20 protein-coding genes and 3 tRNA genes are annotated in these 22798 nt (G+C 47.2%); 18 read left to right on the plus strand and 5 right to left on the minus strand.

The features are described 5' to 3' along the window. The first annotated feature begins 45 nt into the window (after positions 1-45). From gyrB to J0X21_RS06090, 9 genes are all read left to right on the plus strand, one after another. Positions 46-1980, plus strand: coding sequence for a DNA topoisomerase (ATP-hydrolyzing) subunit B (gene gyrB / locus J0X21_RS06050; RefSeq protein WP_209011310.1), 1935 nt, complete (start codon positions 46-48; stop codon positions 1978-1980). A gap of 13 nt (positions 1981-1993) precedes the next feature. Further along, positions 1994-4462, plus strand: coding sequence for a DNA gyrase subunit A (gene gyrA / locus J0X21_RS06055; protein ID WP_206811290.1), 2469 nt, complete (start codon positions 1994-1996; stop codon positions 4460-4462). A 143-nt stretch (positions 4463-4605) separates the two neighbouring features. Beyond that, on the plus strand, positions 4606-5490 hold the full coding sequence (gene pdxS, locus J0X21_RS06060) for a pyridoxal 5'-phosphate synthase lyase subunit PdxS (protein ID WP_206811291.1): 885 nt from the start codon (positions 4606-4608) through the stop codon (positions 5488-5490). Position 5491: 1 nt separating this feature from the next. Continuing rightward, on the plus strand, positions 5492-6079 hold the full coding sequence (gene pdxT / locus J0X21_RS06065; protein ID WP_206811292.1) for a pyridoxal 5'-phosphate synthase glutaminase subunit PdxT: 588 nt from the start codon (positions 5492-5494) through the stop codon (positions 6077-6079). 26 nt (positions 6080-6105) lie between these two features. Beyond that, positions 6106-7371: a serine--tRNA ligase gene (serS, locus tag J0X21_RS06070; RefSeq protein ID WP_206811293.1), complete on the plus strand. Its 1266-nt coding sequence runs from the start codon at positions 6106-6108 to the stop codon at positions 7369-7371. Positions 7372-7628: 257 nt separating this feature from the next. Beyond that, a tRNA-Ser gene (locus tag J0X21_RS06075) sits at positions 7629-7717 on the plus strand. Between the two features lie 9 nt (positions 7718-7726). Then, a tRNA-Arg gene (locus J0X21_RS06080) sits at positions 7727-7805 on the plus strand. An 86-nt stretch (positions 7806-7891) separates the two neighbouring features. Then, positions 7892-8338: a tRNA adenosine(34) deaminase TadA gene (tadA, locus tag J0X21_RS06085; RefSeq protein WP_206811294.1), complete on the plus strand. Its 447-nt coding sequence runs from the start codon at positions 7892-7894 to the stop codon at positions 8336-8338. 219 nt (positions 8339-8557) lie between these two features. Then, positions 8558-8646, plus strand: a tRNA-Ser gene (locus J0X21_RS06090). Positions 8647-8655: 9 nt separating this feature from the next. On the opposite strand, the gene J0X21_RS06095 is transcribed toward J0X21_RS06090, so the two are convergent. Next, complete coding sequence (locus J0X21_RS06095) at positions 8656-8913, minus strand: helix-turn-helix domain-containing protein (RefSeq protein WP_206811295.1); 258 nt, start codon at positions 8911-8913, stop codon at positions 8656-8658. A gap of 452 nt (positions 8914-9365) precedes the next feature. On the opposite strand from J0X21_RS06095, the gene J0X21_RS06100 reads away from it, so the two are divergent. Continuing rightward, positions 9366-10304 carry an HNH endonuclease gene (locus J0X21_RS06100; protein ID WP_236006089.1) on the plus strand — a complete coding sequence of 313 codons (939 nt, stop codon included), beginning with the start codon at positions 9366-9368 and terminating at the stop codon, positions 10302-10304. 115 nt (positions 10305-10419) lie between these two features. Continuing rightward, complete coding sequence (locus J0X21_RS06105) at positions 10420-11319, plus strand: hypothetical protein (RefSeq protein ID WP_206811296.1); 900 nt, start codon at positions 10420-10422, stop codon at positions 11317-11319. A 61-nt stretch (positions 11320-11380) separates the two neighbouring features. Here J0X21_RS06105 and J0X21_RS06110 read toward each other — a convergent pair whose 3' ends face one another. Both J0X21_RS06110 and J0X21_RS06115 read right to left on the minus strand, forming a co-directional pair. Then, positions 11381-12022 carry a helix-turn-helix domain-containing protein gene (locus tag J0X21_RS06110; RefSeq protein ID WP_206811297.1) on the minus strand — a complete coding sequence of 214 codons (642 nt, stop codon included), beginning with the start codon at positions 12020-12022 and terminating at the stop codon, positions 11381-11383. Further along, positions 11988-12677: a DUF3990 domain-containing protein gene (locus tag J0X21_RS06115; RefSeq protein WP_206811298.1), complete on the minus strand. Its 690-nt coding sequence runs from the start codon at positions 12675-12677 to the stop codon at positions 11988-11990. The genes J0X21_RS06110 and J0X21_RS06115 overlap by 35 nt, the downstream gene beginning before the upstream one ends. A gap of 458 nt (positions 12678-13135) precedes the next feature. Here J0X21_RS06115 and J0X21_RS06120 point away from each other — a divergent pair, with 458 nt between their 5' ends. From J0X21_RS06120 to J0X21_RS15615, 3 genes are all read left to right on the plus strand, one after another. Next, positions 13136-13402 (plus strand): type II toxin-antitoxin system Phd/YefM family antitoxin, encoded by a 267-nt coding sequence (locus J0X21_RS06120; RefSeq protein ID WP_206811299.1) that lies wholly within the window; start codon positions 13136-13138, stop codon positions 13400-13402. A 528-nt stretch (positions 13403-13930) separates the two neighbouring features. After that, complete coding sequence (locus J0X21_RS15610; RefSeq protein WP_236006090.1) at positions 13931-14458, plus strand: hypothetical protein; 528 nt, start codon at positions 13931-13933, stop codon at positions 14456-14458. 43 nt (positions 14459-14501) lie between these two features. Then, a complete protein-coding gene (locus J0X21_RS15615) occupies positions 14502-15572 on the plus strand; it encodes a DEAD/DEAH box helicase (protein ID WP_328812382.1) in 1071 nt (356 codons plus the stop codon). 346 nt (positions 15573-15918) lie between these two features. Here J0X21_RS15615 and J0X21_RS06130 read toward each other — a convergent pair whose 3' ends face one another. After that, a complete protein-coding gene (locus J0X21_RS06130; protein ID WP_206811300.1) occupies positions 15919-17223 on the minus strand; it encodes an ATP-binding protein in 1305 nt (434 codons plus the stop codon). A 26-nt stretch (positions 17224-17249) separates the two neighbouring features. Further along, positions 17250-17438, minus strand: a complete 189-nt coding sequence (locus J0X21_RS06135) for a hypothetical protein (protein WP_206811301.1) — start codon at positions 17436-17438, stop codon at positions 17250-17252. A 200-nt stretch (positions 17439-17638) separates the two neighbouring features. Here J0X21_RS06135 and J0X21_RS06140 point away from each other — a divergent pair, with 200 nt between their 5' ends. The 4 genes from J0X21_RS06140 (at position 17639) to J0X21_RS06155 (ending at position 22747) form a co-directional block, all read left to right on the plus strand. Next, on the plus strand, positions 17639-18883 hold the full coding sequence (locus J0X21_RS06140; RefSeq protein ID WP_206811302.1) for a DUF1015 domain-containing protein: 1245 nt from the start codon (positions 17639-17641) through the stop codon (positions 18881-18883). A 75-nt stretch (positions 18884-18958) separates the two neighbouring features. Next, positions 18959-19300: a PAS domain-containing protein gene (locus J0X21_RS06145; RefSeq protein WP_209011311.1), complete on the plus strand. Its 342-nt coding sequence runs from the start codon at positions 18959-18961 to the stop codon at positions 19298-19300. A gap of 4 nt (positions 19301-19304) precedes the next feature. Beyond that, positions 19305-20882 carry a ClC family H(+)/Cl(-) exchange transporter gene (locus tag J0X21_RS06150; protein ID WP_206811303.1) on the plus strand — a complete coding sequence of 526 codons (1578 nt, stop codon included), beginning with the start codon at positions 19305-19307 and terminating at the stop codon, positions 20880-20882. 452 nt (positions 20883-21334) lie between these two features. Continuing rightward, positions 21335-22747 (plus strand): APC family permease, encoded by a 1413-nt coding sequence (locus J0X21_RS06155; RefSeq protein WP_206811304.1) that lies wholly within the window; start codon positions 21335-21337, stop codon positions 22745-22747. Positions 22748-22798 lie beyond the last annotated feature (51 nt).

Genomic DNA, 22798 nt, shown 5'->3' on the forward strand with positions numbered 1-22798 from the left:
ATAATAAAAAGGTTAAAGGTTTAGTTGTAGTTGGGGGGAACGGCTTTGCACGATGGCACCGAAGCACACGAAATCAATAACTTAAACGAATACAATGCCGGACAGATTGAAGTTCTTGAAGGACTGGAGGCGGTTCGCCGGCGTCCTGGTATGTACATCGGATCGACCAGCAGCCGGGGTTTGCATCACCTGGTTTATGAAATTGTCGATAACAGCATTGATGAAGCCTTGGCCGGGTTTTGCGACCGAATCGATGTCACGATTCATACTGACAACAGTGTATCAGTCGTAGACAATGGGCGCGGAATTCCGGTCGACATTCATCCCAAGATGGGCAAACCGGCCGTTGAAGTGGCCTTAACCGTTCTCCATGCCGGGGGAAAATTCAGCGGAGGAGCGTACAAAGTCTCCGGTGGCTTGCACGGAGTCGGTTTAAGTGTTGTCAATGCTTTATCCAAGTGGCTGGTCGTTGAGGTTATGCTTAATGGCAATGTGTATCACCAGGAATATGAACGCGGCCACACCATGACCGAGTTGAAGATTATCGGGAAAACCAAAGGGAAAAAAAGCGGGACCAAAATTTCTTTTGCCCCCGATCCGGAAATTTTTGAAGAGACGGTATTTGATTTTAATACCCTTGCGCACCGGTTGCGTGAGCTTTCTTTTTTGAATAAAAATGTAACGATCAACCTCTTGGATGAACGAACCGACACCAAGGAGGTTTATTTGCACACCGGCGGGATCAGGGATTTTGTCCGTTATCTCAATAAAAATAAAGATGTCCTCCATCCCAAGCCGATTTATTTTGAAGGGGAAAAAGAAAGCACTCAGGTAGAGGTCTCGCTCCAATATAATGACGGCTATACCGAAAATCTTTTTTCCTATGCGAATAATATTCATACCCATGAAGGGGGGACCCATGAAGCGGGATTTAAGTCCGCTTTAACCCGGGTTATTAATGATTATGCCCGCAAGAGCAATCTTCTGAAAGGAAACGATGCCAACCTTTCCGGGGAGGATATCCGGGAAGGCTTAACGGCAGTTATTTCCGTAAAGGTGCACGAACCCCAGTTTGAGGGCCAGACTAAGACTAAGCTTGGCAACAGTGAGATTCGCTCGATTGTCGATTCAATTACCGGGGAAGGGTTAAGCACTTACCTGGAAGAAAATCCGCCCGTCGCCAAGCGGGTGATTGAAAAAGCGGTTCAAGCGTCGCGGGCGCGGGAAGCGGCCCGCAAAGCGAGAGAACTGACCCGCAGAAAAAGCGCCCTGGAAGGCACCTCTCTTCCGGGAAAACTGGCGGATTGTTCCTGGAAAGAACCGGATCTGTGCGAGATGTACCTAGTCGAGGGTGACAGTGCCGGCGGTTCGGCCAAGCAAGGCCGGGACCGGCGTTTTCAGGCGATCCTGCCCTTGCGCGGAAAGATTTTGAACGTGGAAAAAGCGCGTTTGGATAAAATTTTAGCCAATGAAGAAATCCGGGCCATGATTACCGCCATGGGCACCGGGATTTCGGATGACTTCGATTTAAGCAAGGCGCGCTACCATAAACTGATCATCATGACCGATGCCGACGTCGACGGCTCCCACATCCGAACCCTTCTTTTAACCTTCTTTTATCGCTATATGCGGCCGTTGGTGGAAAATAATTATGTTTATATCGCCCAACCGCCGCTGTTTAAGATAAAAAAGGGCCGGGATGTCACGTATGCCTATAGTGATGATGAATTAAGCCGAATCTTAGCCCAGATTGGGAAGGAAAAAGCTGAAGTTCAGCGGTACAAAGGCTTAGGGGAGATGAATCCGGAGCAGTTGTGGGAAACGACCATGGACCCGGCCAAACGGACCATTTTGCAAGTCACGATGGATGATGCGATTCTGGCGGATGAGCTGTTTACGATTCTCATGGGAGATAAGGTAGAACCGCGCAAAGAATTTATCTACCGCCATGCCAAAGACGTGCGCAATCTCGATATTTAAAGGAGTGCCGTGAATGTCGATTGAGCTCCAGGGAGGGAAAATCCTTCCGATAGAGATCTCTGAGGAAATGAAGAAGTCCTTTATAGATTATTCCATGAGTGTTATCGTGAGCCGGGCTTTGCCGGACGTGCGGGACGGACTGAAACCGGTGCACCGGAGAATTCTTTATACCCTGCACGAATTGGGGATGACTCCCAATAAACCGTACAGCAAATCCGCGCGTCTGGTTGGGGACTGTATGGCCAAGTTCCACCCTCACGGAGACTCCGCCATTTATGATGCCGTGGTGCGGATGGCCCAGGATTTTTCCAGCCGTTACCCCTTGATCGACGGCCACGGGAATTTTGGCTCGATTGACGGGGATTCGGCGGCGGCCATGCGCTACACCGAGCTGAGAATGTCTAAGATTGCCACCTACATGCTGGCTGACTTAGAGAAAGACACCGTTGATTTTATTCCCAACTATGATGAGAAACAGGAAGAGCCGAAAGTTCTGCCATCGAAGTTTCCGAATCTGCTGGTGAACGGTTCTTCCGGGATTGCCGTCGGAATGGCGACTAATATTCCTCCCCACAACTTGGTGGAAGTGATCGACGGCTGTATGGCCTTAATTGATCAACCGGATTTAAGTCCCCGGGACTTAATGAAATATGTCAAAGGTCCGGATTATCCCACCGGCGGCACGATTATGGGTACGGATGGGATTATCAGTGCTTATACCACCGGGAAGGGAAGTGTCAAAACCCGGGCCAAGGCGCATATTGAGCATATGGAAAAGTCGGGAAAGATGCGCATTCTGGTGACGGAAATTCCTTACTTGGTGAACAAAGCCAAATTGATTGAGAAGATCGCAGAATTGGTCCGGGACAAGAAATTAGAAGGAATTACGGATTTACGGGATGAGTCAGACCGCACCGGGATGCGCATCGTGATTGAACTGAGGCGGGATGTCAATCCCCAGGTGATTCTCAATCAGCTGTACAAGCATACCCAGATGGAAGAATCCTTTGGGATCATTATGCTGGCCTTGGTCGATGGCCGGCCTCAGGTTCTGAATCTCAAAGAAATGCTCCATTATTTCATTGAACATCAAAAAGAAGTCATTATCCGCCGCACCCGCTTTGAACTGAATAAAGCGGAAGCGGAAGCCCATATCCTAGAAGGCTTGCGCATTGCCTTGGATAATATTGACGCGGTGATCGAAACCATCCGTTCCTCGAAGGATGAGCCGGAAGCCAAGGCGAACTTGATGAGCCGGTTCGGGTTAAGTGAGAAACAGGCCCAGGCCATTGTGGATATGCGCTTAAAGCGTTTGACCGGCTTGGAACGGGAAAAGCTCGAAAGCGATTACCAGGAACTTCTGAATACCATTGCTTATTTGCGCGCGGTTTTGGCTTCAGAGAAGATGGTATTTGAAATTATTAAATCTGAATTAACCGAGATTAAAGAGAAATTCGGGGATGAACGGCGGACGAAAATTTCGTTTGACGAAAGCAAGATGGAACTCGAAGACCTCATTGCCGAAGAAGATGTTGTGGTGACGGTAACGCATGACGGGTATATTAAGCGTTTACCATTAAACACGTACCGCAGCCAGCGCCGGGGGGGTAAGGGCGTTCACGGGATGGCCACTAAGGAATCGGATTTTCTGGAGCACCTGTTTATTACCTCAACACATCATTATATTCTGTTCTTTACCACTCAAGGCAAAGTGTACCGCCTGAAAGCCCATGAAGTTCCGGAGGCCGGACGTACGGCCAAGGGAACGGCCGTTGTTAATCTTTTAAGCTTGAACCAAGATGAAAAGATTACAGCAGTGATCGCGATCAAAGAATATAATGATAATGAATTTCTCCTCACAGCCACCAAAGAAGGGATTGTCAAGAAGACCCGGCTCTCGGACTATGACTCAGCCCGCAAAGATGGACTGATCGCGCTCACCTTGGCGGAGGGAGATGAACTGATCGGCGTGCGGCTGACGCATGGTAATGATGACATACTCATGGCCACGAAAAACGGTTTATCCATCCGCTTCTCGGAAGAAGAGGTACGGGAAATGGGCCGTACCGCCCGGGGAGTCAAGGGAATCAGTTTAAGCCATGGCGATGTCGTAGTCGGAATGGATGTCGTACGGGATGACGGGGAACTTCTGACCATGAGTGAAAACGGGTTTGCCAAACGCACGGATTTGAAGGAATTCCGGGTTCAAGGGCGCGGCGGCAAGGGAATTATCGCGGCTAAGACCAATTCGAAAACCGGAAGTCTCGTAGGAATTAAAGTGGTAAACCAAGAAGACCAACTGATGGTGATTACCGCTGATGGTGTTATCTTGCGCATCGAAGTCGGAGGAATTTCTAAGCAGGGACGCTCGGCTCATGGAGTCATGGCGATGCGAATTGGAGAAAGTAAAGTTGTAGCGATTGCCAAAGTAGTGAGCAAAGAAGAAGATGGGAATACTACTGAAGAGGACAGTGATGAGTAGTCAGGAACGTGAAGGCCATTACTACGAATTGAGCTTATGGCCGAATGGAACAGAATTCAGGAGTAAACAAGGTAAATTGACAAACACTAATATAGGTGTTACCATGTCATTCGAAATCGAATTAGGCTTGAGGGGGAAGAAAAATGGCGGAAGTAGGTTCATGGAAAGTTAAAACAGGATTAGCGGAAATGCTCAAAGGCGGAGTCATTATGGATGTGACTACCCCTGAACAGGCTAAAATCGCCGAGGAAGCAGGAGCTTGCGCGGTGATGGCTTTAGAGAGAGTCCCGGCTGATATTAGAGCAGCGGGCGGTGTGGCCAGAATGGCTGACCCGAACGTCATCTTGCGCATTATGGACGCCGTGACCATTCCGGTCATGGCGAAAGCCAGAATCGGCCACTTTGTGGAAGCTCAGATTTTAGAAGCTTTGGGTGTGGACTACATTGACGAGAGTGAAGTATTGACACCGGCCGATGATCTTTACCATATTGATAAAAACCAATTCAAAGTACCTTTTGTGTGCGGTTCCCGTAATTTAGGAGAGGCACTGCGCCGGATCGGGGAAGGTGCGGCCATGATCCGTACCAAAGGAGAACCCGGCACCGGGAATGTGGTTGAAGCCGTAAGGCATATGCGCACGGTCATGAGTGAAATCCGGCAATTAACTACAATGCCCAAGGAAGAATTAATGACGGCCGCAAAGAACATGGGAGCGCCTTATGATTTGGTACTATATGTAGCGGAGCACGGCAAGCTGCCGGTAGTAAACTTTGCGGCAGGCGGAATCTCGACCCCGGCGGATGCAGCCTTAATGATGCAGCTTGGAGTTGACGGAGTATTTGTAGGCTCCGGTATCTTCAAATCGTCTGACCCCAAAGCCCGCGCAAAAGCGATTGTGCTGGCCACCACCCATTATAATGATCCCAAGACCTTGGCTGAGGTTTCCAAAGACTTGGGAGAGCCAATGCCCGGTTTAGAAATATCAACAATTTCAGCTAATGAGAGGATGCAGGATCGAGGTTGGTAATATGAAACGGCGCATCGGTGTCTTAGCCTTACAGGGAGCCTTTCGAGAACATCGGATCGCTTTGGAAAGTTTAGGAGCTGAAGTCGTAGAAGTACGCAAAAGCAGTGAATTGGATCAGATCGACGGCTTGATCATCCCGGGCGGTGAAAGCACGACCATGGGCAAACTGATGCAGGTGGACGGCCTGGGAGATAAAATCAAGGATTTAGCAGGCAAAGATCTACCGATCTTCGGCACCTGTGCCGGAATGATCATGATGAGCAAGAAAATTAGTAACAGCCAGCAGTATAGTTTGGAACTCATGGATGTGACGGCGGAACGAAATGCGTTTGGCCGCCAGATTGCCAGTTTTGAAACGGATCTTAACGTACCGGCCTTGGGATCAGAGCCGGTACGGGCTGTCTTTATCAGAGCTCCTTATATTAAAGATATCGCACCTAATGTAGGAATCTTAGCGGAATATGAGGGTAAAGTAGTTTTTGCCCGCCAGGGCAATATGATTGCCAGTGCTTTTCATCCGGAACTCACACCTGACCGGCGCGTCCATCAGTACTTCTTGGATATTGTCGAGGAATATGCCGGTAAGTAAGGCTAGGAGCATGGGGGGACTTTCCAGTGTTGGATCTTAAATTCGTACGCTCAAATCCTGAAGTTGTGAAAGAAGCTTTGGTTAAACGCAATTCAACGCTTAAGCTGGATCATTTCTTGCGTCAGGAAGAAGAACGTCGTAAAGTCCTGTTTGAAGTGGAACAGCTGAAGGCCCGCCGCAATCAGGTATCGGAAGAAGTCGGCCGCCTAAAGAAAAAAGGAGAAGCAGCAGATTCCTTAATCCTTGAAATGCGGGACGTCGGCCAGCAAATTAAGGCTTTGGAGGACCAGCTCAGCCAGATTGAACAAGGGATGGAAGCTGTTCTGTATGAGATCCCGAATATCCCTCATGCTTCAGTACCGGTAGGAGCGGATGAAAGAGCCAATGTTCCGGTCCGGACTTGGGGCACTCCCCGCAAGTTCGACTTTGAGCCTGCACCTCACTATGATCTGGGAGAAAGCCTTGATATCTTAGATTTTGCCCGTGCCGGGAAAGTAACGGGTGCCCGTTTTACCTTCTATAAAGGCCTGGGCGCCAAGCTGGAACGAGCCTTAATTTCGTTTATGCTCGACCGGCACACAGCCAAAGGATATCTTGAAATTCTTCCTCCCTATATGGTAAACCGTGCTTCTATGGTCGGTACCGGACAGCTTCCGAAATTCGAGGAGGACGCCTTTAAGGTAATGGGAACAGATTATTTCCTCATTCCTACGGCTGAAGTTCCGGTGACCAATCTGTACCGGGACGAAATCCTGGACGGGCAGAAACTCCCGCTTTATCACTGCGCCTATAGCGCCTGCTTCCGGGCGGAAGCAGGTTCGGCGGGCCGGGATACCCGGGGTCTGATCCGCCAGCACCAGTTTAACAAAGTGGAATTGGTGAAATTCAGCCTGCCCGAAAACTCGTATGAGGAACTGGAGAAACTCACCCGGGATGCGGAGAGCATCCTCCAGGAGCTTGAGCTTCCCTACCGTGTGATGGCCCTGTCCACCGGTGATTTAGGTTTTAGCTCAGCCAAGACTTATGATCTCGAAGTGTGGCTTCCGAGCTTCAAAACTTACCGCGAGATTTCATCTTGCAGCAATTTTGAAGACTTCCAAGCCCGCCGCGCCAATATCCGCTTTAGACGTGAGCCTAAAGGGAAACCGGAATTTGTCCATACTCTAAACGGCAGCGGTTTAGCCATCGGCCGCACGGTGGCCGCAATTCTGGAGAATTACCAGGACAGAGACGGCCGCGTGCTTGTCCCTAAGGCGTTGCAGCCGTATATGGGCGTGGAGGTTATCGGGTGATTCTGAAGGGCCAGAATTCAGGAGTCAGGAGTTCAGGAGTCAGGAGTCAGAATTCGAGAATTCGGAATTCAGAATACCCGGAGAATATGCTTCCCAGTAATTTACCAACTCCTTGCAAGAGAAGTTGGATTAAGGTATTGTCAGTAATTTTGTTAATGTGCTAATAAAGCAATGGATTATCTGTAAAAATGTGTTAAAATATGTTTATTGTCAGCCGTAAAAATATATGTTATACTTTTTTACGGTTGTCTCATCATGGAGGGGTGTCCGAGTGGTTTAAGGAGCTGGTCTTGAAAACCAGTGACTCCGCAAGGGGCCGTGGGTTCGAATCCCACCCCCTCCGCCATTTTATCTTGGCCTCGTAGCTCAGGTGGATAGAGCGGGGGTTTCCTAAACCCTGTCTTGCGGGGGTTCGAGTCCTCCCGGGGCCACCATTTTGAGAATCAATTGATTAGTACGTTTGATTAGTACGTTGCCGAAAGTATTACCTTTGATCCTTTGATAGTCCACGAGGTATTAGATGGTTCACCAAGACTGGATGCGCCTGGCCTTTGAACAGGCTCAAATTGCTTTTGAGTTAGGCGAAGTCCCGATTGGGGCTGTTGTCGTTCAAGATGGCAAAGTAATAAGCTCTGCTCATAATGAAAAGGAGCAGCGGCAAGACCCTACTGCCCATGCGGAAATATTGGCGATCCAGAGAGCTGTGGAAGTTTTGGGCTCGTGGAGACTGTCCGATGCCACCCTCTATGTTACGCTTGAGCCATGTCCCATGTGTGCTGGAGCCATAATTCAAGCGCGCTTGCAGCGTTTGGTTTATGGGGCGGCAGACTTAAAAGGCGGCGCTGTGGGCTCAGTTATGAATGTTCTTGATATCAATCGCTGGAATCACCGGGCTGAAGTCATCGCCGGGGTCATGGAAGCAGAGTGCTCCCAGATTCTTAGGGACTTTTTCGTTAAACGCCGCTGAGTTTCAGCGTTATTTACTAAATAATTTTGGAGAGATGGCTGAGTTGGTCGAAGGCGCTCGACTCGAAATCAAATCGATCAAATGTCCGACCGTTCGACACAAATCCGCATGAAATCAGGCTTTGTGAGCGTCTGATGTGCGAAATTTTTTCGCAAATGCTAACACTTTGCACACAGTTTTCTAAAAAGCGTTTTTCCGCTTAAGCGGTTAAACATATACGGAGGGGTATCGAAGTGGTCATAACGGGGCTGACTCGAAATCAGTTTGCGAGCAATCGCACGCGGGTTCGAATCCCGCCCCCTCCGCCATTTGACATTTCACAGCGACATGGAACCAAACACCATGCCGCTGTTTTGTTCTCTGTTCATATATGATTCCATCAACTCCTGGTGCTTTTGTGAATGCCGTGCGATGCGCTGACCTTCAGGACTGACCAGATACTCCGCCAACGACTCCTTGGAGATAAGATTTTTGCCATAATAATTTACCGCTTGTATTTTTCCGTCCGCCGCCCAGTTGTTGATGGTGGTGTCGTTATAGCCTGTCAGATCTGCTGCCTGTTTGGTGGTCAGCATATCCGGCTCGTCCGCCCATTCCTCCATGCAGGCATGCGCTACCGTGTGACCTTCGGTACGCCGACCCAGCTTATTTGGGAGCCGGAAAATCTGCTGGCCGTGCTGAAGCTGAGCTATACCCTCTCGATTACAGATCCCGTAAACCCGCTCAAAATATGTAAGCACTGTAGAGAAGCGTATTACAATCCGAACTCCCGCAGTGAATTCTGTTCGGTCAAGTGCCGGAACCACTACAATGTGCGGGCGTTTCGGGAAAGAAATAAAGAAAATTGAAGATTTATATGAAAAAGCAGACCTTTATGTAGGTTAGTTTTTTGCGTGTTCATGTATATTTTTTATTATATTTGACTATTTGTACTGCATATTTCAAAATTAAAATAACTAACAGTTCTTAAGCCATTTGTCTTAAGCCATTTGTCTTGTACTGCGGAGTCGAAAGAAGTATAATGTAATTGGATTTTTATGGGATATTACCAGTGGCTTGTTGTAACTACAAAACAGAAGATTTTCTGTATATAAGATTGTTTCAAGAAGATGACGCTATGGAAAGCTTCGAACATTATGTATATAAAACTGAGGTTAATTGGTCTTTGCTAACCGAAGGCCTTACTTTGCCTGTCGAAAATCAAGTAATCTTCGCAAGAAACATGGGAAAGTTTCTGCAACGAGGAGAATCTAAACCAATAAACATCTACCTTAATGGAAGAAGATATACAGCACAAATACGAAATGTCAATTTTGATACAAGATTTAAAAGAATCAAAGATACTCTTCAGATTCGATATCCTCGCAACGGTAACTTGGCAAGAGCACTGCAATCCAGTTTCTTAAAAAGTTATAATTTTATCATGCTTCAGAGAGAAATGCGTCCCAAAGGAGACCGCGTCATGATAAAATTACCTGAATATTTTAAGGAGTATCTTGCTATCTATACAACTGAATATGAAGACTCCTACATTTTTGAAGCAATCACGGCTGATGATATTCTCTTGCTGAAACAGGTGGTTGAGAATCAATCAGAGCGCGTTTTAGAATCTAATTTCAATTTTGATATCGTAGATAAAGGTTCTACAATTCTTGAAGATGAACGGGTCGTTAGAATTCGAAAGCTGAATAGAAAAATAGGCGACAATCTCAAACTGCTTTACGATTATCGGTGTCAAATCTGTGGAAAGTTTATCGGAGAAGGATATGGAGCACATGTCATAGAGGCGCATCACATCGATTATTTTGTAAAAAGTTTAAATAACGATGCAAGTAATCAACTTATTGTGTGCCCGAATCATCACTGTATTATCCACGAGGTAAATCCGGTTTTCGATAGAAAAAAACTGATTTATCTATACCCAAACGGAATGCAAGAAGGTTTGGTAATTAATAAGCATCTGTAGATGTAATTAAGTTTGATCAACATTCTGAATACACTTTTTTATATGACGGGTGTTCTGATTGCAGCCAAAGAGCTGATCCGGACACTCGTCAGTTGTTTTCAAAGGAGGCAACCAAATGAATAAGGTTATTAGCGCCGACATTGCCATTACCGCTTGTGTCATCCTGTGTGCCGCTGTGTGGCCTCGGAGTTACGAAAGCAGGGATGTACCCGCTGAAACGGTTAAAACCGGCGTAAACACCAAAATTGCGGCGAAACCGGGGGAAGTTCCACAGCTTATTATTTCTGTCGAAAATAATGCCCCAGAGCCGGAGCCTGCAGTCGAAATTGAGCCGATAAAACAGGCTGCACCAGTAATAGTTGATAGCTCCGAGTTATCCCAGCCCGCTAAGTCAGCATCGAAGTCAATTTCACTGCCTGTGCAGCCATCAGCCGATCTCAAGCCCGGCTCAAAGACTGTCATTGACGATAAGCCGTATATATGGATTCCCGGCTTCGGCTGGATTGAAGATCATTGCGGCGGAAGTGTAGGAATTACAGTTAACGGAGAAGGTGACATCAATAAGCAGGTTGGCGGTATGGGTGGCGGTACGACAGTCGGCAACCCCGGCGATGAGCTGACTGGACATAAAGTGGGCATCATGGGCGGCGGTACAGTCGCAGAAGATATGTACGAGAACGGCAATAAAATCGACATAATAGGCGGCGATGACTCTCATTCTGAAAAATCAGCCTCTCCGACGGTTGAACTGCCGGAATCGGAAGGCGAGGCCATATACATAGAGTTCATGGAAAAACCCAAAAAAACAGTACCCCTCCGGATTATAAGCCAAATACAGTCCCGCCTGGTCAATAGCCTCAAAATTGCGAAAGCAGGGGCATCACAAAAATCTTCGCCAACTGACATATCCCTTCGCGTTGATACGAAAACTACATTCCCAGAGGGTATTGTTGCTTACTTCATCGGCAAAATTGATTATGGTTTCTTTTGGCGAGTAAGGCACACCCCAGCCTAAAATGCTGGTCAGCAGTAAAATAAATCATAATAAACCACCACACTTTCATAAATGCGCAAACTCATTCAAAAAGGTTCTCCATCTTGCAGCCTAATGCTTGTGCCAGGCTATGCAGTGAGGCTGCCTGTGCCTTGTTGATATCGTTCTGTCTCTGCTCATAGAGCTGGATCATGCGCAGGGCAACACCTGAAGCTTTGGAAAGTTCCTTCTGTGAAAGTCCTCGAGCTTTTCGTAATCGGCTTAAATTAGTTTCGCTTATATTTTTACTCTCTGTTAAGAGTTCATCGACTGTGGAAACAAACTTATTAATGTCGGCTTCATGAAGAGTGGGGTACATCCGCAGTAGTTCAGTAAAAGGTAATACTTTATGGATTTCCTCAAAGCTGTGTCCGGAATACCACTGATAATATGCCAGCGCCCAGCCTGCCCAATAAATCGGAGAACGGTCAAAACGTGGTGTAGGAGCGGTTTCTACTGACTGGCCAGTTGTAATAAAAACGACCTCACGAGCAAGCTCAACCCCACTTTTTCCGGCAATATATTTTGGGTTACCGCGACCAAATTCATCGACAAGCCCAGACTGCAGGAAGAGCATGAAAAATTCATCGGGCTCATATTTAAGGTCAAAAACCGCATAATCCATCATAGCCGCAAGGGTTTTTTGTGCTTTATTCAGGTAGGATTCTTTGTATGCGTGGGTCATCGTTTTTCATCTCCTCTCTGAGGATATCCAGTACAAACAGGTCTCCTTTCAGCGTCTTAAGGTCTTTTTTCTTGCTTTGATATGCCTGACGGGCAATGTTATCTCTGCTCATCCGTTTAATATGATATTCCTGATAACTTGCTACCTCGTATCCTTCAAAACTAATTTGTTTAAATGCTTTTGGAGAAATCAATACCACTTGCTCCCCAAGAGCCCCAAGGCGCATAGCCTCATCCAAATCACGCAAGGAGAGTGCGCCGCTGACAAAATCCTCCGCAAAAGAGAAATAGGAATCATCGGCCCGATATCCTATAATCAAATCCTTCCCTTTTATGTCGGGCATAAAGGTCTGTATGATATACTCACGTGCTTGTAGTGCAAGTGCCGCAGATAGATCGAATGTACGGTTTTGCAACAGCAGCGCCAGCCAATTCAGGATGTGATAGCTGCCATCGGAAAGGTTCAACAAATCAAGACCTTCGGTATTTAGAATGTACTTATTGGCGAAACCGTCCTTCTGTGTGGGACAGGCCCATTCTTTTGCCAGATCCAGGCTTTCGGTGCAATAAAATCCCTGCCCATAATCGTTATAAGGCTTACCTTCACCGAGCTCGGGATGCTTCACGATTTGAGGCGAGCCATGATATATGATCACAATGAATTCCTCCTCACAGATAGTATCGTCATAACGATAGTTTCTTATACAATCTCAGCATATCGTTAGAGCGATACTTTGTCAACTAAAATCAGTGCTTACTGTCAATTCGCTCACACCATGCTATCAACAAGGACGGCTCGATTCTGAATCACATTATTTTTTATATAACTTGGTGTAAAAAATCGCATTTTTATATTCGCTCATTCTAACACTGATTCTAATACATTCTAACCATTCTCGTCAGAGAATGTGTTAGAATCACTTATTCAGTCTTTAGTCCTGTGCAAAGATTCATAATGTTACCAATGGCAGGCCTATGCAAAACATAAAACAAGTGAATGATGTGATTGGAGTGTGGCTGTGATGGACTGAATATTGAAACACTTCTGAGCTATATTTTAGTAAAATTGTATATAATAATGCTATAATGATGTACATGAAGGGAGGCGACAATAATGCCCCAAATCAGACCAATCACTGATTTAAGAAACACCAATGAAATCTCTGACCTTTGCCACGCCAAGAAAGAACCGATATTCATAACGAAAAACGGCTATGGCGATTTAGTTGTTATGAGTATTGAAACCTTTGATTCCATGCTGGAAGACCGTGAACTCGATGCGGCTATCGCGGAGGCCGAAGCGGAGTACACTTCTGATGACCAGCTAGTCGCTGCAAGAGAAGCTCTATCGAGTTTAAAGAGGAAGCATTTTGGAAAATAAACCCGCCGCCGTAAAATTACTGCCTCGTGCATACCGCGATTTGGACGGTACTTATAGTCACAATCCGATACTCAAAAAGCCAATTTTAAGTGGCTGATGTTAACACCATGCTCACAAATATCCGAAAAACGTGCTTGTGTTAGCATTTTCCTCGAAGCCTTTACCTGCACGCCACACAGCCAATCAAACCCGCACCACTGCACCATTTTCCCCGCTCCGGCAGGTACCTAAAAGCACCCCAAAAACTCAGCGAAACCTCTGATGTTTCTGCGCCGGCCGGGCAATACGCTGGCCCTGTCGAGGACATGCAGATTTGCTGCTGAATGCGCCAACAGGGATAACAGCGTCCAACTCTCCTGCATCCCGCCGCCGGAGAAAAATAAACTATTCAGAGCTATAAAGGCCTGAACAGTTGCGGATGTCAGCCGGCTGCGTAAACGGATAAACCCTACGATGGAGTAGGGCTGTTTTGTAAATCGACGTGAGGTGAACGGTTTTGGACTATACAGAAACGGCTGAAATGTGAGAATGAAAAGCTCCGGCAGCGCAGCCGAAGACCTTTTCATAGAGCTGTTTTCGGATACCTTCGGTGTTGAGAAGGCGGGGTACCTCTATTCGCAGTACCCGTTTTATGACATCTATCAGAACACCCGCTTCGCCGACTTCGTGCTGGAAAACGGCGCACGGCGCGTGGCGTTTGAGATCGACGACGAGGCGTCGCACAACAAGGCTATCGTCTCACAGAACAAGTTCTACGACGACCTGCTCAAGCAGAACAGCATGGTACATCTGGGCTGGGATGTCTACCGCTGGGCCGTGCGTCAGATGCAGATTCAGCCGGATACAGTTAAGGACGAACTGCGCGTCTTTCTCGGCACACATCCTCAATTCCGCGAAATCGAGGACTACCTGCCCGCTCAGCGCGGCAAGGCGCTGGACGGCGCCAAACTGGAGCTTAGAGAACATCAGAAGGCGGCTCTGAAAATATTTCAAGCCCGGCTTTACCCTCGGCCTGACCGCGACGCCGGAACGTGCCGACGACAAGAATATCCTTGATATATTCAAAAACACAGCGCACAAGCTGGACATCAAGACCGCCGTGGAGATCGGCGAGCTGGTTCCCGTGCGCTGCATTCGTATCCACACCAATATTGATTTGACAAAAGTGCGCTTCAATAGCGTTCAATATAACATCCGCGATCTGGAGAGCAAGATCTATGTGCCGGAGCGCAACCGCCTCATCGTGGACACATGGCTCAAGTATGTGCGGGACAAGCGTACCGTCGTGTTCTGCGCGTCGGTCAAGCACGCCGAGCAGATTGCCGATATGTTCCGCGGGGAAAATGTCGTTGCCGCAGCCGTATCGGGCGTCATGAAAGCCTTCGAGCGGAAAGAATTTATTGCCAAGTTTGAGAGCAGCGAGGTCAAGGTTTTGTGCGCCTGTGACCTGCTCAACGAAGGCTGGGACTGTCCCCAGACCGAGGTGCTGTTCATGGCGCGACCGACCATGTCCAAGGTACTTTATACCCAACAGCTTGGGCGCGGAATGCGGCTTTATGAGGGTAAGAATAGCCTGATGGTGTTCGACTTCGTGGACAATGCCAGCCAGTACAATATGCCACAGTCCCTTCACCGTCTGTTTCGCCTCAAGGATTATCGCGCCGGCGCCATGGTGCTGGCTCCACAGGGGCAAAAGGCCGCCGAAGAGAACCTGTACGCACGCGGCGAAAAGCCCGATGCGCTCATCGACTGGCCGGTGGACGCCATGGATTATGAGCTGGTGGATATCTTCAACTGGAAGGAGGAAGCCGCCGGTATGATGTCGCAGATGGAGTTCGTCCGCCGCGTAGACGTGCAGGCCGAGACGATCGAGCGGTATGTCCGTGAGGGGATGATCGTACCGGACCTCATCGTACCGATAAGCGAGCATCGGACGTTCAAGTATTTCAAGGAGGAAACTCTAGAAAAGTACGCCGAACAGTTCGGATGGACGCTGATCAACGACGACAACCGAAAGGACTTGTTTATGGACATGGTGCGGCAGATGGATATGAGCTATTCCTATAAACCCGTGTTGATGAAGGCGATCCTGCTCTACGCCGACGATAAGGGCCGCGTGAAGCTCTCCGACATCGATCAGTGCTGCAAGCTGCATTTCCTTTTCGTTTAACTGTGTCATGGTATTATCTCCTTCTCCTTTTTCTTATTGGAGATTATTGTCATTACACGGTAAAAATACAGCCCCCTGAGAAAAATAGCACACCGCCTGACTGTCAGCCAAATACCACACCATCCAGCCCGCATGATGACTTGGCGGTAGAGGAAAATTCCCCCGCTGAAGGAAATAACGCTCCTTTTGTCATTGATAACATGGATAATACATTTCAGATAAAACTTGCGACGGGTTTTAATGAAGAGAGCTTGGCCTTACTGAAAAGCGGATAAGGATAAAAAATCCATGATTTGACGGAAATTATAGAAGCGATCGGGGCTTCGCGCAGTGACGCGAAGCCCCTTTAAAATGACATACTGTTTAACCAATTTATTGCGTACAAAGGTACGTTGGTCAGCCACTCCTCTTTTCTAAAATCCGACATCGATGTACGAAAGGCCACTTTCGGTTGATATTTTTGAAAATAACTTTTGAGGCTCTTAGCTTGCAAGTTTTCGGAGGCTTTGACCTCCAGTGGAATAATATTAGAATTGCTCTGGAAGATAAAATCAACTTCGGCGCTTCCTTTTTCCGCTGACCAGTAGAAAGGTATAAACTCCCTGCCGGATACAAGCTGCTGTAAAACATACTGCTCCGTTAAGGCCCCTTTAAACTCTTCGAAAACCCTATTTCCTTCAAGCAAAGACCTTAAGTCAAGCCGGCTTAAAGCGGCCAAAAGCCCGACATCCAGGATAAATAGCTTAAAGGCATGAAAGTCTTGATAGGCCATGAGCGGCATATCCGGCTTAGTCACCCGATGTACTTTGTAAACCAGGCCACAATCAAGCAGCCATTGCAGAGCAAGCTCATATTCTCGCGCTCTTGCACCCTGTCTAATCAGCCCGTAAACAAACTTGCGGTTTTCTTTGGCTAGCTGGGCGGGGATAGAATTCCACAGCATTCTGATTCGTGGAACAGTTTCATTGGGGGCGTGTTTTGAGAAATCCTGCTCATAAGTCATCAACAACCGGTTTTGGATCTCGCGTACTTTTGTATAATCCTGAGTGAGAATAAAAGTGGAGACGGCTTCCGGCATTCCGCCGATATAATAATATTGTTTTAGCGAATCAAGGTATTTGCCTTTGAAGGTTGTGATTAAACTAAAATCCCCCTCTCTTAACAGCTGTGCCAGATTGCCATTGCTGGTGGCTTCCAGAAACTCCAAAAAATCCAGGGGATATAGGTCCAGAAAATCAACCTTTCCTACCGGAAAAGATGTTCCGGGGTGAAGCGCAACCCCCAGCAAGCTGCCGGCGGCCAACACATGATATTCAGGTGCATTTTCGTAGAAATACTTGAGTGAGGTTAGAGCCCGCGGTACCTCCTGGACCTCGTCAAAAATTATTAAAGTGTTTTCCGCTTCTATCGTTACCCCGGCTTCAATTTGAAGGGCAGTAATAATTCGATGGATGTCAAGATTGCCACTAAACAGGCTTTCCATGCGCTCGTTATTGTCAAAATTAATGTAGGCGCATTTTTGATACTGAGTCCTGCCGAATTCTTTCATGAGCCACGTCTTCCCGACTTGCCGGGCACCGCGAATAATCAGCGGTTTTCTATAGGGAGAGTCTTTCCACTCGATTAAATCATTTATAGCTTGTCTCCGCATCGACGGCACCTCCAGTTACATATAGTCTAACCAAAATATAGCACATAAACCACAAAAGTCAAAGGACTTACTGATTGATTTAAGCGAACGGATGGAAAATGTGTACTGCCGGTTACTCCGGTTGAATCATGGTGATACTTCTCCCATTCCCGGGGAGTATAGACCACGATATCAAGGTCGCGTCCGTATTCGACTTTGAGGAGTATTTCGCGCACGAGCGCACGTTTATCTTTGGTATCGGCGAGCTTTGAAGATAAAAATCAGCATATAAGCCCCCTGATTAGGGGGATTTTTTTTGTGAATGTAGAATTAAATTACGTTAAGCCAAAAAACTTCTTATTACAAAGTTTTCGAGTAAACAATAAAAGCTGCACACAAGATATAAAAATAAGAAAAAACTGGAGGAGTAAAAACGATGGCAACAGTCAAACCTTTTCAAGCATTAAGGCCTACCCCGGAGTTGGCAGACAAGGTGGCTGCCCTTCCGTATGATGTGATGAACAGTGAGGAAGCGCGCGTGATGGCAAAGGGTAATCCTTATTCCTTCCTGCATGTGGATAAGGCGGAGATAGACCTTGATCCGTCCATTGACCCCTACGATCAAAGGGTCTACGAAAAGGCCAGGGATAATTTAAAGGGTATGATTGAACAAGGGACATTTATTCAAGAGGACAAGCCCAGCTTCTATATTTACAGGCAAGTAATGAACGGCCGGGCTCAAACCGGGCTGGTGGGGTGTACTTCCATCGATGATTATCTCAATGATATTATTAAAAAGCATGAGCACACCCGGGCCGATAAGGAACTGGACCGGATTAAACATGTTGATTACTGCAATGCCAATACGGGGCCGATATTTCTGACCTACCGGGCCAAACAGGAAATCAATGAACTGATTAGCCGCTGGGTAGAGGCCCGCAAACCGGTGTATGATTTTGTCTCGGGGGACGGGATCGGGCATACGGTGTGGGTTATTGATGATGTGGCTGTCATTGAAAAGCTGGCGAGCGCGTTTGCCGGGGTTGAGTACCTGTATATCGCTGATGGACACCATCGTTCTGCTTCGGCGGTAAAAGTCGGACTGAAGCGGCGGCAACAATTTCCTAATTTCACGGGCACGGAAGAATTCAACTACTTTTTGTCCGTCTTGTTTCCGGATGAGCAACTATTCATTATGGACTATAACCGGGTGGTGAAAGACTTAAACGGCAACACGGTACAAGACTTTATACAGAAGTTACAACAAAAATTCGAGGTGGAAGAGTACAAAGGCCAGGGTTCATACAAGCCTGCGGAGAAGCATTCGTTTGGCATGTATTTAGAGGGCAAATGGTACAAGCTCACAGCTAAAGAAGGAACTTTTGATCCCGGCGACCCGGTTGACCGTTTGGACGTTTCTATTATGCAAAATAATCTCATGAACCCGATTTTAGGCATTGAAGACCCCAGAACAGACAAGAGGATTGACTTCGTGGGCGGCATCAGGGGTTTGGCAGAACTTGAGCGCAGGGTGAAGGAAGGGATGAAAGTGGCTTTCTCCATGTATCCGACTACGATAGCCGATTTAATGGCGATTGCGGATGCGGGGAAAGTGATGCCGCCCAAATCTACCTGGTTTGAGCCGAAACTGAGAAGCGGTTTGTTTATTCATGAACTATAAAGGGGCGCATAGCCCCCCTTAATGCCGGGTTTGTAGAATTTCTGTAATACTCAAAATGTTTTAGGAGTGAATCGAATGATTTTTGGAGAATGGATAAAAGAGTTTCCAGGGGGAATCATTGTTACGGATGCAGCGGGCAAAATTATTGATATGAACGAAGTAGCCTGCAAGACGTGGGAGAAATTCGGAGGAAGCGGTTTAATTGGGAAAAACATCCTCGACGTTCATACTGAACCGTCTCGGAGCAAAGTTAAGGAAATGCTCGAAACTCAGGCAGCCAACAAATACACAATTGATAAAAACGGAGTAAAGAAACTCATTTATCAAACCCCTTGGTACAAAGCAGGTGCATATGCCGGGTTTGTGGAGTTAGCTTTGGAGATACCAAAAGATATGACGAATTATATCAGGGGCTAAACGTATGCAAGCCAGACACTCAGACTATTATCCTGTCATCCATTGGCGCGATTTTAAGTTAAAGTTATTTATTGAAGGTGTGTTTGTTGGACTGCTTTCAGGCATGGTTGGGGTTGCCTTTCGGTTTGTTCTTGAAAAAGCCGACTTGTGGCGCGCCGAGCTTTTCCCGTGGTTGCGGGAAAAAGGTCCGGCTGTCATTGTTATCTGGTTTGTCATATTGGCGGTCATCGCCGTGATTTTAGGCTTTTTGGGCAGAAAAGAACCCATGGCCGTCGGGAGCGGAATTCCCCAAGTGAAGGGGGAGCTTGTAGGACATCTGAAAATGAACTGGGCTCAGGTGTTGGCCGTGAAATTTGCCGGAGGGATTCTGGCGATTGGAGCGGGTTTATCTTTAGGGCGGGAGGGGCCGTCGGTCCAGTTAGGAGCAGTGACAGCCAAAGGCTTTAGCCGGTTTTTCAAGAGGCTTCAGATTGAGGAAAAATATCTCATGACCAGCGGAGCCGGTGCCGGGTTGGCAGCGGCCTTCAGTGCGCCCTTGGCTGGGGTGATCTTTTCCCTGGAAGAACTGCATAAAAATTTTTCTCCGGCCGTTTTAATGTCAGCCATGTCCGCTTCGCTCACGGCGGATTTTGTAGCGCAGAAGTTTTTCGGGCAGTCTCCGGTATTTGACTTTCCTAATCTCCCGGTTTTGCCCATCAATGCCTATGGGTATTTAATAGGGTTAGGGGTTGTTGCCGGGGTTTTGGGATCGTTTTTTAACGTTACTCTGCTAAGTGTTTTGAGAGGATATGATCGTTTCACGCGCATTCCGCAGGCGCTTAAGATAATGTTTCCGTTATTTCTGGCCGGGGTGCTGGGTTTTATACTGCCGCAAGTCCTGGGCGGCGGCAATGCTTTGGTGGATTCCTTGGCTGATACCAGGTATACGCTTGGGTTTTTAGTGATCCTTTGGATGGTCAAATTTTTGTTTACGATGCTAAGCTTCGGGTCGGGCGTGCCCGGCGGGATCTTTCTTCCCCTGTTAGTGCTTGGGGCCTTAACAGGCAACATTTATGCCCAGGTGATGCAACACTTTTTTCATTTTAACCCGGAGTTTATCAATAACTTTATCGTGTTTGCGATGGCGGCTTATTTTACGGCCATTGTTAAGGCTCCCATTACCGGAAGCATCCTGATTACAGAAATGACGGGAACTTTGGAGCACATGTTTGCCTTGGTTGCGGTTTCGATGACGGCTTATTTGATCAGTGATTTGCTTAAAACCGTTCCTGTGTATGACAGCCTGCTCGACCGGATTTTAGCCAAACAGGCTCAAAGCAGGTCTGAACAGAATGAGCACAAAGGCAAGGTAATTACGGAAGCGTCCATTACTTTAAATTCAAAACTGGCCGGGAGAATGGTCAGGGAAATCACCTGGCCCCCCAACTGCTTGCTTGTTAGCATAAAAAGAGGGGATAAAGAAATCATTCCCAAAGGGGAAAGCAAACTGATGCCGGGGGACTTTATTTATGTACTTACGGATGAGAATCAAACGGTGAATTTGCAGAGGTATTTGTTCGAGATGGCTGAGGAGCAACTCTAAAGCCAAGCAAGTCCGAAGCCTATACCCGGTGCCTGAGGTGCTATAGGATGGGCAGACAATTCAGAAAATAATGCAAGACTGGGGAATTGTATATTCAAACGATTTAATGCGTCATCGCATAATAGAGATGCGATGACGCATTTGCTGCTAAATGAGAACTAAAGCGGTTTTGGGGAGAGTATATGTTCTAAGAGTGTTTTTGTCTAATGAAAAAATGCATCGTTTGGGTGTAAAAAGCCTTAGAATAAACCAATAGGTATAAGTATTTAGAATAGAAAAACGCAGATAAATAGCGGTTTTTAGAGAAAGTTTAGTTATTTCATCTAATTGGCACTAATCTTGCTAATTTTAAGATGACACGAAATTTAAAGATAATCATGCGCTGGGGGTGAAGCTTAGTTTCTTAAATAATGCATCGTTGCAGTCATCGAAGATAGAGGGAGGAAGAGTGGATGCAGGAAACAGAAAAATTTAACCGAGTGCTTACCAGAAAAGATGTTTTAGCCCTGGCTTTTGGAGCCATGATCGGCTGGGGTTGGGTAGTGCTCGCCGGAGGCTGGGTGAAAACCGGAGGTTCCTTAGGAGCTATTTTAGCGTTTTTAATCGGGGCAGTAGCCATTATTTTCATTGGCTTAACTTATGCAGAGCTTGTCGCGGCGATGCCGTTAGTCGGCGGGGAGCATGTTTACAGCTATCGGGCTTTAGGCATAACGGCCTCATTCATAACAACGTGGACAATTATATTAGGGTATGTTTCGGTAGTCGCTTTCGAAGCGGTGGCCTTGCCAACGGTCTTAGATTACTTAGTGCCTGGCTACCAGCATGGTTATATGTGGACGATTGCCGGGTGGGATGTCTATGCGACCTGGGTATTAGTGGGAGTTGCCGGTTCGATTATCATCACCTATATTAATTATATAGGGATTAAGACCACGGCTGTGCTCCAAAACCTCCTGACCGCCCTGATTATTATTGTCGGGATCATGTTTATTACGGGAAGTTTGTTTAACGGTAGCACAGCCAAGATGGAGCCTCTGTTTGTTGACGGTGTAAAAGGAATATTCGGGGTCTTGATCGCCGTACCGTTTATGTTTGTTGGTTTCGACGTTATTCCGCAGGCGGCTGGGGAAATTAAGCTTCCCTATAAGGTGATTGGAAAAGTATTGCTGTTATCCGTCTTTATGGCCGCCGCCTGGTATGTGTTAATTGTGTTGGGTGCTGCCAGGGCGTTAACTGTTCAAGAAATGGAAGCATCCCAGCTCGTTACTGCCGATGCGATGGCTGCAGTATTTGGCGGTGCCTGGGCCGGAAAGCTTTTAATTATTGCCGGCATTGGTGGTATTATTACCAGCTGGATTGGTTTTTTTATCGGCGGGAGCAGAGCCATTTATGCCATGGCTGAAGCCCGTATGCTGCCGGCTTTTCTGGCCAAGCTGCATCCCAAGTATAAAACCCCAACCAATGCAATTCTGCTGATTGGGGTGCTTTCAACTCTGGCACCGTTCTTTGGCCGCAAAACACTGGTTTGGCTGGTCGACGCAGGCGGTCTTGGGATTATTATTGCCTGGGGCATGGTGGCGCTGTCCTTCTTGGTATTGAGAAAACGGGAACCCCAGATGGTGCGTCCCTTTAAAGTAAAGTACGGACAATTTGTAGGGTATGCCGCAGTGATTCTATCCCTGGCGCTGTCCCTTCTCTACCTGCCGTTTAGTCCATCCGCACTGGTGTGGCCGTATGAATGGGCGATCTTTTTAGGCTGGATGGCCGTGGGGATTATTTTCTATGGCTATGCACGCATGGTCTATGGAAACGCTGCAGATAAGCTGATGAAGCATGAGCTTGAGAAAATTAATGTCGCTAAGTAAGCTTGCTAACATATTAAGCTAAGGTACAAATATCGAACCTATTAGAGTAAG

It is taken from the genome of Paradesulfitobacterium ferrireducens (assembly GCF_017310645.1).
Classification (GTDB): Bacteria; Bacillota; Desulfitobacteriia; order Desulfitobacteriales; family Desulfitobacteriaceae; genus Paradesulfitobacterium; species Paradesulfitobacterium ferrireducens.